13 protein-coding genes are annotated in these 11,850 nt (G+C 62.3%); 7 read left to right on the plus strand and 6 right to left on the minus strand.

The annotated features are described in order from the left end of the window. Nucleotides 1–30 precede the first annotated feature (30 nt). Genes AC5WEY_RS01395 through AC5WEY_RS01405 form a run of 3 tightly spaced genes read right to left on the minus strand, consistent with a single transcriptional unit; the run spans nucleotide 31 to nucleotide 1,157 of the window. Entirely contained in the window at nucleotides 31–255 is a 225-nt protein-coding gene (locus AC5WEY_RS01395) for a hypothetical protein (RefSeq protein ID WP_495644379.1), read from the minus strand. A gap of 30 nt (nucleotides 256–285) precedes the next feature. Then, nucleotides 286–642, minus strand: a complete 357-nt coding sequence (locus tag AC5WEY_RS01400) for a hypothetical protein (RefSeq protein ID WP_495644380.1) — start codon at nucleotides 640–642, stop codon at nucleotides 286–288. Nucleotides 643–695: 53 nt separating this feature from the next. Further along, the gene (locus tag AC5WEY_RS01405) at nucleotides 696–1,157 is read right to left on the minus strand and encodes a GNAT family N-acetyltransferase (RefSeq protein ID WP_495644381.1); all 462 of its coding nucleotides are present in this window, start codon (nucleotides 1,155–1,157) and stop codon (nucleotides 696–698) included. Between the two features lie 424 nt (nucleotides 1,158–1,581). On the opposite strand from AC5WEY_RS01405, the gene AC5WEY_RS01410 reads away from it, so the two are divergent. Continuing rightward, complete coding sequence (locus AC5WEY_RS01410; RefSeq protein WP_495644382.1) at nucleotides 1,582–2,601, plus strand: hypothetical protein; 1,020 nt, start codon at nucleotides 1,582–1,584, stop codon at nucleotides 2,599–2,601. Nucleotides 2,602–3,712: 1,111 nt separating this feature from the next. Beyond that, nucleotides 3,713–4,471: a phosphotransferase family protein gene (locus tag AC5WEY_RS01415; protein WP_495644383.1), complete on the plus strand. Its 759-nt coding sequence runs from the start codon at nucleotides 3,713–3,715 to the stop codon at nucleotides 4,469–4,471. Between the two features lie 374 nt (nucleotides 4,472–4,845). Here AC5WEY_RS01415 and AC5WEY_RS01420 read toward each other — a convergent pair whose 3' ends face one another. Next, nucleotides 4,846–5,874: an ABC transporter substrate-binding protein gene (locus AC5WEY_RS01420; RefSeq protein ID WP_495644384.1), complete on the minus strand. Its 1,029-nt coding sequence runs from the start codon at nucleotides 5,872–5,874 to the stop codon at nucleotides 4,846–4,848. Nucleotides 5,875–6,049: 175 nt separating this feature from the next. On the opposite strand from AC5WEY_RS01420, the gene AC5WEY_RS01425 reads away from it, so the two are divergent. Genes AC5WEY_RS01425 through AC5WEY_RS01445 form a run of 5 tightly spaced genes read left to right on the plus strand, consistent with a single transcriptional unit; the run spans nucleotide 6,050 to nucleotide 9,505 of the window. Continuing rightward, nucleotides 6,050–7,021 carry an intradiol ring-cleavage dioxygenase gene (locus AC5WEY_RS01425; RefSeq protein ID WP_495644385.1) on the plus strand — a complete coding sequence of 324 codons (972 nt, stop codon included), beginning with the start codon at nucleotides 6,050–6,052 and terminating at the stop codon, nucleotides 7,019–7,021. 32 nt (nucleotides 7,022–7,053) lie between these two features. Beyond that, a complete protein-coding gene (locus AC5WEY_RS01430; RefSeq protein WP_495644386.1) occupies nucleotides 7,054–7,248 on the plus strand; it encodes a twin-arginine translocase TatA/TatE family subunit in 195 nt (64 codons plus the stop codon). Further along, nucleotides 7,245–8,021 (plus strand): twin-arginine translocase subunit TatC, encoded by a 777-nt coding sequence (tatC, locus tag AC5WEY_RS01435; protein ID WP_495644387.1) that lies wholly within the window; start codon nucleotides 7,245–7,247, stop codon nucleotides 8,019–8,021. The genes AC5WEY_RS01430 and tatC overlap by 4 nt, the downstream gene beginning before the upstream one ends. Further along, nucleotides 8,009–8,434 carry a twin-arginine translocase TatA/TatE family subunit gene (locus AC5WEY_RS01440; RefSeq protein ID WP_495644388.1) on the plus strand — a complete coding sequence of 142 codons (426 nt, stop codon included), beginning with the start codon at nucleotides 8,009–8,011 and terminating at the stop codon, nucleotides 8,432–8,434. Before tatC ends, AC5WEY_RS01440 begins: the two co-directional genes overlap by 13 nt. A 48-nt stretch (nucleotides 8,435–8,482) precedes the next feature. Then, complete coding sequence (locus AC5WEY_RS01445; protein ID WP_495644389.1) at nucleotides 8,483–9,505, plus strand: hypothetical protein; 1,023 nt, start codon at nucleotides 8,483–8,485, stop codon at nucleotides 9,503–9,505. A gap of 13 nt (nucleotides 9,506–9,518) precedes the next feature. On the opposite strand, the gene AC5WEY_RS01450 is transcribed toward AC5WEY_RS01445, so the two are convergent. Together AC5WEY_RS01450 and AC5WEY_RS01455 are read right to left on the minus strand one after the other, a co-directional pair. Then, nucleotides 9,519–10,082 (minus strand): LppA family lipoprotein, encoded by a 564-nt coding sequence (locus tag AC5WEY_RS01450; protein ID WP_495644390.1) that lies wholly within the window; start codon nucleotides 10,080–10,082, stop codon nucleotides 9,519–9,521. After that, nucleotides 10,079–11,803, minus strand: a complete 1,725-nt coding sequence (locus tag AC5WEY_RS01455) for an alpha/beta hydrolase (RefSeq protein WP_495644391.1) — start codon at nucleotides 11,801–11,803, stop codon at nucleotides 10,079–10,081. Before AC5WEY_RS01455 ends, AC5WEY_RS01450 begins: the two co-directional genes overlap by 4 nt. Nucleotides 11,804–11,850 lie beyond the last annotated feature (47 nt).

Raw genomic sequence — 11,850 nt, forward strand, 5'->3', positions numbered from 1 at the left:
GGCGCTAGTAAGAGGGTACGAAAAGAGTCCTCACGACCAGGTCCCAGCATGGAACGCGTCCATCATGTCCTGCTCGATCTCGTCTCGCCGGCTGCGATCGTTCGTCCACGAGTCGAACAGTCGCTTGGTGGTACCGATCATCGCAATACCGGGTACATCCGGCTGGTTCAACGGTCCGGGAATCGGCCACCCGCAGATCGAATTTGCAGCGAGAACAGGATGAATCAACCCATCCACGGCCCGCGAACTGATCACGCGGGTGAAAACGTTGATGGCCGCCTGCCATCAATCAGTAGAAGGTGAACCCAAGGGCAACAACATGTCCCAGCGAGCCTGCTCGCGGGACTCGCGCGTGACGGTCCGCCCGACGGCAATCATGTGCCGACCGACCCTGTCATCCATTTCTTTCGCCCAGACCTCAGGCTCGCGTTCGATGGCCGAACCGAACACCTGCAATTCTGCGAGTCCTGAGCGAGGCCCGGCCTCGCCGAGGGGATACGCACTGAGGTGAACGAGAAGGTTATCCCGCAGATCCCGAACCACCGACCTGTGCGGTGAATTCATCTGCAGTCGTTGAGCTTCCGCGACGGTCACGTAACCCGCAAGGATGTAATGACCGATATCTTCGCGCTCTCGTGGCATCAAGGGGCACCTGCAGAGGCTGTGGCGTGTTGTGACATTTGTGAGTACTCCCGTCAACCAAGTTTCTGCGAGCTATCGTCCGCGTCACCCAGAATCTTCGCCATGCCCAGGGACTTCGGGGCCGTGTAGGTGAAACCGTGTCGTTCGTACAAGCGGCGGCCAGGTTCGTCGGCAAGCAAATTCGCGAAAGCACCAGCGGGCGCTCTGTCGACGATGTGTTGCAGCAATGCAGTGAGTACGGCATCTCCCAGGCCCTGCCGTTGATGATCGGGTAGTACTGCCATGTCCACGATGTGGAAATACCAGCCCCCATCACCGATCACCCGCCCCATCGCAACGACTTCATCCGTGGCCAGATGCCTTACTCGGTAGGCGCACCAGCTGCCGGACAAAGCCGCAAGCGCCTGATCGGCATTTTTCGGTGACAGTCCCGCGCGGCTTCGTAGCGCAAGATACCGATCGACCGTCGGCACGCCTTCCTCCAATCGGTACTCGTGTAGTCGTATATCACTCATAACGCGAACTTAACGCAGAGTCCTGCCTCCCGAGATCCACCATCAAGCCTTCCTGCCTATGAATCGACGACTTATCGAACGAGTTGGGGTAATGTCGCGGTCATGACACAGCAGAAAGGCGCATGAGCGCCCCGTCGTCCGAGCGCAGACTCTTGCGCCCTCGAAGTATCCGTTTCGCTGCCCACCGACTGTGGGTTATCGACGGAACCCAGCCTCCTGCAGCATCTCTCGAACCAGGCTCCGGACAGATCGATCGAATCGCGTCCTGGCCGGAGATATCCTCACCGTCACCTGCGCGGTCCCTTGCGTCCCATGAAGACCGTTACGACGATGTAACTCTTTATTTCCCAACGGAATTGATGGATCAAGCAGACACTCGCGACTATCCGGATCGGTCGCACGCCATCGACGGGGTGTTGTACGTATGACGCATTGGGTAGAAGTGCTGCTGAAGATGGTCGACGGCCCGGAGCGTCCGGTCATGGGTATCGCCCGGGCAGCTCACGCCGACACCGGTCCACGAAACGTCTACGACGCGCACTACGGCATCGTTCCGTCGTACGTGGGTTTCGGGCTCGGCGAACTCCGCCTGTTCCGTTTCGGTCGAAAGACACGCATGGAGTCCCTCGAAGGGAAACCACTGTTCATCGCCGATGGCCACACGTGCTGGGTATTTCAAGCCGGTCACGATGATCCGATCGAAACGAACGAGCTCAATACACGGATACCGGATCCCGGCCGGGATCTGATCGTGTCCCGCCCGGTCGAGCACTGGGCGCGGCCAGGCCTCATCAGACCCACGCGCCCTATCGAAGAGGTCGAATTCATCGGACGGCACTGCTGGACCGTGGAATTGAAGACCGGCAGCAAAGACTCACCAATGGTGCTGACGATCGACATCGAGACCGGGACCGTGTTGAAGCAAGAAGGCGAGGAGGGCACCGCAGAGTACGTCGATTGCGCCCTGTCGGATGGATTGCCGGACTCGACGTTCACGTGGACCGGCGCGGTCAGGATGCCCCGCAACGTGTTTGCCGAGGATCGGGCACGCTCGATCGAACGATCGAAACGTAACATGCAATGGTTCCACGACAACGTCAGCGCGCAGCGGATACACGCGAATGTACTGGTCGACTTCACGCCGACCGAGGTACGACGGGATCCCGAACATCCTGACAGCTTCGAGGCCTACTTCGAAAAGGGTGCCGGCCGATTATGGCGGCGCGCACGGTCCAGCGAAGACTGGTTGCTCCCCGTGAATTGGACGGGCAGGAACTACCCGACCCCTATCCGAGCATGGTCTACACAGACATTCGACTGGGCATGCGCAATAGATCTGGGACCCGACAGTTTGACCGATGCGACGTTGGCCCAACTCCAAGTCGTGCTGCACCCGGGCCACGACGTTGTCGGCACACCCCCACTGAATCCGCCACCTCGGTGAGATCGCCGCGACGGGCCGACATGTGCAGTTCCGAGAGCTAGCCGTGTACAGGATCGATGGTGATGGAAAGATCGCGCGGTGCTGGGAAGATCTCTAAGCTGCATTACACAGTGAGCTGCTGGGTGGCGCGGAATAGCGACTCATGTTCCAACACAATAACAACGAGTTCGAGTCGAGTGCGTTGCCCGAAAGCAAGGCCGTCTACGGCCAACCAGTTGTGTACACGGGACCGGACAGTGCCGAGGGAATCTACGGTGCGTCGGCCACGCCGAGAGTGTTGCGCAGGGGCCACCCGGGACGGATCGTCGATTCGACCCCGCAACATATTCGAGTGGAATGGGTCGGGCTGGAGAACGAACCCATCAGCTTCGCCGCAGGTTTCGTTCGCGAGCGCCCGACCGGCCCGGCCCCAGCGGTTGGGTACCGGGCCTCGCCGCGATCAGCGAGGAGACGTACGAGGAGCTGGCGAGGAAGGCCGAGCAACAGTCTTGATCGACATAGCACTGCCCACGTGTTCTAGTGAAACAGTGGATTGGGTCAGGAAAGAACCGAGGGTCGCCGGTGTCATCGTGGTTGTCTATGACCGAGGCTAGGGCATCAGGCCAGACGAAGGACTAGGAATAGAAGCGTCGCGAACTGCCCCTACACTCGTCGGATAGCCAATCGCAGAGGAGAAAGAAATGTCCCCCGCCGCTCGAGGTTCAGTCCGTCGCTCCCTCGCAAAGCTTTGCACTGTCGGTGTTTTCAGCGTTACCGCGTTCGCTGTAACCCCATCCGCCTTGGCCTCTGCAGATGACATGCCGGTGGCAAATCCTGAGACTGCGATGGATATGCAGATTCCTGGTCTGATACTCGATCTCGGAGGCATTCCGTTTCAGCTGTTTACAGCGACGCCCCGAACTGGATCGCTACCTGAATCGTTCAGCGTGGCCCAAGGTTACGGCGTGACATGGACTTGGTTCAATCTGCAGCGGGGCACCTCGGGCGTGGTCCCTGCCAACGACGGGTACCGGACAGATGTGTACACGGGACCAGGGCAGATAGTTGTGACCGCCAATATGGCCAACCAAGTTACTCCGGCAGTGGGAACGTTCTACCTTCCGCCGGCGGGATGATCGACGTCGAAGTGGTCGTCGCGCATCGAGATCGCGCGACGGTGCGCGTTGGTGACGTGTTTCTCAAGATCGACAGCGATCAGTCGAAGACCGATCTCGAGGTCGACGCGATGCGGCGAGCACCGGTCCCGACCGCACCGATCTTGTGGCGTGAGCCGCCTGTGCTCGCCCTGGCTGCGCTGCCGGGAAAGCCGCTCGGTCACCTCGGGACACCGTCGACCTCGTCACCCGCAGCGTGGGTCGCAGCAGGTGCCGTCGTGCGACTGCTGCACGATGCGCCGTTGCCGCCGTGGCCTGGCCGTAGCCTCGACGAACTCGCTTCGGAATTGGATCGCGAATGTGACTGGTTGGCTGCGAACGGGGTGGTGGACGCCGACGTTGTTGCGGCCAACCGACGGATTGCCGAGATCGTGCTGCGTTCGCGGACACCAGTATTCACACACGGGGATCTTCAGGTGTCCCACGTGTTCGTCGACGGTGATGATGTTTCCGGTGTACTCGATTGGCCCGAGGCAGCTCAAGGTGATCCGTTGTACGACTTGGCAACGCTGACGCTCGGACACCCGGAACATCTCGGCGACGTCGCACAAGGCTACGGTGCCGATGTAGACCTCGATGTCATCCGCGGTTGGTGGTCGATGCGCAGCTTGAGAGGGGTGCGTTGGCTCACCGAGCACGGCTTCGATCCGGCGGCTCCGGGCTGCGAAATCGATGTACTGAAAAGCCAGGGAAAGCGCGCACTACGTCGAATGTAGGAAGCCAACCACCCAATCGCTGGCTCGATGCTGAAAACTTGCCCATCTCCTCATGAGTGCAGAGCACCGGGACCAACTTGCAGGCAGGGTTGCCAGTAATTGGTGCTCCACCGAACGCCATAAGCGCCCGCCGCGGTACAGATGCAGCTCGGACCTACACCATCGTCCCGGGGTGGCTCGGCCGTCGCCATGGCCCGTGATGGACGTTGCTCTCGACGCGGTGGGAGTACACATTGTCGTTACCTCGGCGGACGACACGGGCAGCAACAACGTCGAGTTGCCTGCTCTCTCCCACGATAGACAGCACTGCTCGACGCTCAGACCGCCTCGAGGTGCCAGGAGGGGCGTGTACAGCCTGTTTTTGCCCGAACTACTCAACCCGCGGCGTTCACCGCGGCAGCGAGTCCGTCGACCAGAGTCGGCAGGAAGTACGGAATCGACAGTGCCGTCGGGCCCACTGCAGCTCCGGCTTCCTGGCCGACGAATCCTGCGACTGCACCCGCGGCGACTGCCGGAATCTGGCGCGACACAGGTGAATCGATGAATTGCTGCAGAGCATCGTCGGTGTCGACCTGAGTGAACACCACGTCGGCGTCGATTTTCGAGATGTTCTCTGCCGAGACGGTGGTCGAGTACGTGGCGTCGTCGGTCGCGAGGTCGGTCACCGATGCAGGCGAGACGAAGCCGAGATTCTCGAGCAGCTCCACTCGCGGATCGGACGGCAACAGCAGGTAATACACGTCCGCAGCCTCGGATACGTAGGCGATCGATCGGCCGTCGAATTCGGGGTGTCGATCGCCCGCCTCCTGAACCTGTCGGTCGAGATCAGCAACGAGATCGCGGGCCCGATCCGCAACGCCCAGAACATCTCCGGTCGTAGTGATGACATCGCGCCACGGCGTCGACCACAGTTCTTCGGGCGGGGCGACGACGGGGATTCCGGCGTCGGTCACCGCGTCGTACTCGGCCTGGGTCAGGCCGGAGTGCGGGGCCAGCAACACATCGGGATCGGCCGCGAGCACCTTCTCGACCGTCAGTGCATTCGTGACGTTGTCGAGCAGAACCGGTGTCGTCTCGCCGCTCGCGTCGATGGCGTCAAAGATCCACGGGTATATCAGATCGTCCCCGCCGCCGTATTCGGCCGCGGGCATGGCCACCGGTACGACGCCGAGCGAGAGTACCGCGTCGGTGGTGCCGAAGCCCCAGGTCGCAACCCGTTCGGGCACGGCGTCGAGGGTGGTCTCGCCGTACATGTGTTGCACGGTCAGCGGGAACGAGCCGGTAGACGACGCCGCGGTCGGAGTCTCCGCAGCGTCGGAGGAGCTGCAGCCTGCGAGTGCGATGGACGCGGCCACCCCAGCGATGAGCAGGGCAGCGATTCGAGTAGTTGCGCGATGAGTCATGAATGTCCTGTTTGTCGGTGAAACCATAGGTTAGCCTTAGCTACCCCTCAGAGTAAAACCGAACGCCCCAGGGCTCACAGGAACCTCGCAGCGAGAGTCCAGGGTCCTCACCGGAACGTCCCAGAGTATTGGCACTACCGAAAAGAACCAATGCCAGCTCAGAGGAGATCCGAACATGACCCCAATTCCGGAGCCCACCAACACTTCTGCCGGACCGACCTACGAGGGGCGACTGCTCGATCGCCCCACCGAGGAGGTGGTCGATCAGGGTGCCGGGTTCGACATCAACACCCTGATCACTCGACGCCGCGTGCTCAGCATCGTCGGCGCTGGGGCCGGAGCGGTTGCGCTGGCCGCCTGCTCCTCGACGTCGAACGGCGCAAGTATCACCAGCACAACCGCTTCCACGACCACGGCTACCGCGAGCGCAACGAGCGAAATCCCCCAGGAGACCAACGGGCCCTACCCGGCCGACGGCACCAACGGCGTCAACGTTCTCGAAGAGTCGGGGATCGTCCGCAGCGATATCACCTCGAGCCTCGACGGCGGCACCACGGTCGAGGGCACACCGCTCTCGTTCACCTTCACACTCACCGACATGGCGAACGACAATCGACCGTTCGAGGGTGCCGCCGTGTACCTGTGGCAGTGCGATGCCGACGGCCAGTATTCGATGTACTCCGAGGGCGTCGAGGACGAGACGTATCTGCGCGGGATTCAAGCGGCAAACACCGACGGCACAGTCACATTCGAAACCATCGTCCCCGGTTGCTACTCCGGTCGATGGACCCACATGCACTTCGAGGTCTATCCCGACGCGGCATCGGCAACCAACGCGGACAACGCTATTGCCACCTCACAGGTTGCGTTCCCTCAGGACGTGCTCGACGCGATATACCAGCTCGACACCTACCCGAACTCCGCGAAGAACCTGGCCCAGCTCGGCAGCCTCGACAACGACAATGTATTCGGCGACGGCTACGACCTCGAGATGGGGACGTTCTCGGGCGACCCCACATCCGGCTACGTCGGATCGTTGGCCGTGGCCATCGACACCGCCACCGAACCCGCTGCAGGAGGCGGCGGAGCACCCGGCGGAGGTGGCGGTCAGCCTCCGATGGGCGGCGGCACCCCTCCGACCAACTGACCTCTCTCACCCCAACCACCGAAGGAAACACCATGTTGCACAACCTCACTGGATGGCACGCCCTCATCGTTCTCGCCATCCTCCTGCTCGTGTTCGGCTCGACCAAGCTTCCCTCGCTCGCCAAGGGTGTCGGCCAATCGCTGCGTATCCTCAAAGACGAAGTGCGCGAGGACAAGACAGCATCGACGACGGCCGACGCCACAGTTCCGTACCGACACGCGTCATGACCACGGCCACCGCCGCGCGGGGCACCATGCCGCTGGCAGGGCATATGCGCGAGGCACGTCGTCGCGCGATCCGCGCGGCGGTGTCCCTGCTCGTCGGCATAGCGGTCGGGTTCGCACTCTCCGACCAGATTCTCGACATCCTGCGCGCACCGGTCGAGGAACTCGCCCTCTCGCGTCAGGCCAGTCTCAACTTCGAAACTGTTACGGGTGCATTCGATCTCGAACTGAGGATCGCCCTGTTCACCGGCGTGATCGTGTCGAGTCCGGTGTGGTTGCGTGAGCTGTTCGCCTACCTCACCCCCGGTTTGACGCGTCGCGAAAAGAAGTACGTCTACGGCTTCTCCGCCGCCGCGGTCCCACTGTTCGTGGCCGGCTGCATGTTCGGGTTCACCATCTTCCCGCGCATGGTCAGCGTCCTTGCCGGCTTCTCCTCCGACGAGGACAGCACCATCCTCAACGCCTCGTACTACGTGGATTTCGTCATGAAGATCGTGTTGGCGACCGGCATCGCCTTCGTCCTTCCGGCCGTGCTGGTGATGCTCAACTGCCTCGGCATCCTGTCCGCACACAAACTGCGCAGCAGCTGGCGGATCAGCGTCGTCGCCATTGCTCTGTTCAGTGCGCTGGTCACTCCCGCTGCCGACGTCCTGTCCATGTTCCTCGTCGCGTTGCCGATGGCGACCCTCTTCGGAGCAGCACTCGCGATCACCGAAGTACACGACAGACGCGCTCTCAAAACCCGGAAACCGGAGCTCACATCATGTTCGGCTTGACCTTCGAAAAACTGTTCCTGGTAGCGATCATCGCCGGTTTCGTTCTCGGCCCCTCGCGCCTGCCCGGATACGCCCATCGACTCGGACGGGCCGTGCACTCTGTTCGACAGTTCGTCGACACCACTCGCAGTGCAGCGGAGGACGAGATGGGCGTTCCGCTGCGCCGCAGCCAGTGGGAAACGATGGACGTGCGTCAGTACGATCCCCGACGCATCGTCGCCGACGCACTGCGCGAACCCGACTCCCCATCGGAACAGGTTCTCGCGGAAGCAGCCCGCGTGCGACCCGGTCAGAAGTACCTGATCACCGGGCCCGCGTCGCATCCACGACGATTGCTCATCGATTCGCTGCCCCACAACGACCCGCGTCGGATCGCGGCACAGGTCATCGACGAGTACCGCACTGCAGGTTAGAACGGCGAAAGAAGGACGTTGAGTAACACAGTCCTGCATGATGTAGCGATGACTACCAGCGTCTTGGCTGCTTCGGAGTCGGGTGTGTCCGCAATTGCGTTGTGGACCTTGATCGTCGTGGTGATCGCCGCCGTCGGTGCCGCGTGGGCTGCATTGAGCGTGCGCCGAGTCGGTGCGAACGAGGACGTCATCTCCCGGGAGGTGGCGGCACTGCACAATGCTGTCGATCGTCAGGTGCGCCAATCGGGCGAGAGCGACTCGTGGAACCGCGACCAGGTGACCGCGCGTTATCAAGAGCTACTCTTCGCCCTGTCCAACGTCGATCGTGTTGTGGCCGAGGATATCTCGGCAGCGGTGATCTCGACGCCGGTGGGCGATCTCGCTGCTGCGACTCGGGCGTTGAACAAGGCCTACGACCAGTTGAACCTGGCTCTCAGCGCAGCTCTGGTGGTTGCGCGTCGACGCGTCCACCCGTTGGCCTTGGAGTTGTCGACGGGCATCGATCGCCGTGTGTTGACTCCCCTGGCACCCGAAACCGGAATTGCCGGGCCCGCCTACGAACGCATGCAGAGCGAGCACGCCTACATCAAAAGAATGCATTCGCTGTTGCTGACGGCGATGCGCGCCGATCTGGGTCTACTCGATCCCAGCGCCGAGGCAACGCTGATCTTCACCACGAAGGAAGTGGAAACGGGTGTCCTGTCGGATCGGTCGACGGCAGCCGGCCGAAGTGGAGTGCAGCTGATCAACCTGCTCGAGGATTTCGGTGTCACTCCGCTGCTCGGTGCGGAGGACGACTACGTGATGTCCGACGCGCTGGTAGCCCAATGCGAGGTGCTCTACAGCGCAGTGAGCCCGAACTTTCAGGCAGTGTTGCGGCACATCGGCGACGAGATCCACCTTGCAGTTCGGCCCGACCTCACCGATGAGCGGCTCTACGAGATCTACGAGATCGCAGTGCGTTTGGTCGAAGCCGGATTGCGCGGAAACATCCACCGCAGAGACGGGTTGGACGGCAGCAGCCTGTTCCTCTTCGATCCGACACATCAGGCAGGGATCGATCGGGTGTAGCGGGCCTCACACATCACCGTAAGTAGCAGCCCGTGGTGATCATCAGTGCTGTCCGTCCCCCCGCGCCGAGGAGAATGCGACCGCCATCGGGATCGCGGAAACTCACCTGACGACGTTCGGAATTCTCGCTGTTCAGGCCGGTGCCGTCGAACCCGTTGGCGACGGCGATGGCATTGACGGCCTCGAGCACGGCCTGCCACCGATCGGCCGGGATCGGCGCATCGGAACTGAACGGCACGAGCGTCACATTCAAGCCGGGCGTATTGGAATACGGCTCATCGCAGGGTGATTCACCGCCTGTGCGGGTGGTCGACCATTCCAGCCCTGGCACCAGCGTCGAGATCGCCGCCTTGATGTCTTCCTGCATCCGCTCGAACGCGGGCTCCACCGTGCTCTGCCGCCCCTCCCGCTGCTTCAACTCCTCGAACCGCACGGCGGTCTGCTCGGCAACGATTTCCGAGTCGGCCTTGCCACGCGGACGATGCTCTCCCTCGTACGGCTCCGGTGTGTTGTTCATGCATCCCCCCAGAAGTGCGACAGCGAGTACCGCTGCGCCCAAGATCGACGTTCGCGTCATCGGGCTACTGCCACATCGGGAATGCCTGCGATCACGGCAGCTTGATTGAACTGACTCGTGGTGTCCAGCTTGTAGTAGTCGCTGTGACTTCCCATCCGATCGATGATCGGGCCGGTGAATCGATCGGTGGACATGAGCGCGACGTCGGTGCCGTCGGGCATCACGATGTCGGTTGCCCGAGTGGACAGATCGTGCACTCCGGCGATCTCGCGTGGATCGCCGTCGAAGGCCGCCAGGGCCGCGACACCGTCTCCGCCGGACGCGAGGGTGTACGCGTCACCGCTGATGTTCAGCGCACCCAGGTTGTCGGTGCCGACACCGGGCGATCCCATGAACACCGCGTCGTCCACGCCGGTACCGTCCTGCAGCGCGAATCCTGCTGTGAGAGAACCATAGGAATGTCCGACGGTGGTGAGGTGCGGATCGTCCGAACGCGATGCGTCGATGCCGTCGAGGAACGACGCGAGCCTGCTGCCTCCTGTCTGAGCCATGTCGTCGGACAACACCCCGACCTTCTGCGGGGCCTCGTATCCCATGTAGGCGACCGATGCGACGGTCTGTCCGGCGGCGTCGGGACTGTAGTGATCGAGTTGCCATTGCGAGAGTTCACGGATGTTCGCCGCGTCGTTCACCAGGCTACCGAGCCCGTTGTGGACGGTGCTCGTGAAGCCTGGAGTGTGGACGGATACGTGATCCGCGGTGTCCACGTCTCCGACCGCAACGACAGCGGTCGCCAGCGTCCGTTCCGGCGAGGCGTCGAAGGACAGCAGGTGCCGATCCAGAACCGGAATGCGCTGTCCGTCCGTGCCCAGCACAAAGCTCCCGTCCGTTCCCTTCTCGAACATCAGACGTTCGACGGCGTCGAGCGACGTTTGCTTGTCGAGCGCCAGTTGCAGCCGCTTTCCGTCCATCGCACTGCCGGTCTGGTCGAAGCGAGCCTGCGCCTCGTTGACCTGACCGTCGGCGGAGCTTCGGTCGACATTCAACTGAGCGAGGTTGGCGCTCGACCGATCGGCCGCCGGAATGCCGTCGAGGTCACCGATCCACCAGGGCCGCTCTTCTCGTACGTAGTCGCGTTGATCGTCGGTGAGCGAATTCCACCATTGATTGTTCGCGGCCGGATGCCCCTCTGTCGGCGGTTGCGGGGCTTTGATCGCTCCCTGATCGCTACCGATCCCCGCCGCCTCACGGACATCGGTACTGTTGTTGTCGCTGATCAGGTTTCGGGTGGCCGCGGTCATGGTTGCGGCTGCGCTCTCCTCGATTTCTGTTCCGCGACTGACGATTTCGCCGATGCGGTCGAGGAGTTCGACTTTCATTCGCTGCCGGTCCGCGGCTTCGGCGTCGGTCTGATTCGGCGGTCGCTCGAAAGCCCATCTGTCCCAGAGCGTGTTGTCGTTGCACACGGCGAAGTCGTTCGCGAAGGCCAGCGACGACACGTCGGCGAGCGCACGCTTCAACGCCACGACGGACTCTTCGGTGTCGTCGGTCAGTCGCTTGATCGCTCCGACTTGCGCGGCAGAGTCGGTGAGGTGATCGACAACCGCGTCGAATGCCCGACGGGCCACCTCACTTGCCTCCCCCACCCAGCCGTCGATGAGCGCGAGGCGATCGAGCTGATCGCCCAGATCGATCAGTGTGCTGATTCTGCTGGTGAGTGAGCTACCGAGCCGCTCGAGCCCCGCCGTGTCCCAGTCGTTGATTCCCCCGATGTCAACCACGCGGTCAAGGTACCAGCCTGCTGCCCTCTCGACAGGGTGTTACGTTC

It is taken from the genome of Rhodococcoides sp. S146-33, from assembly GCF_059489205.1.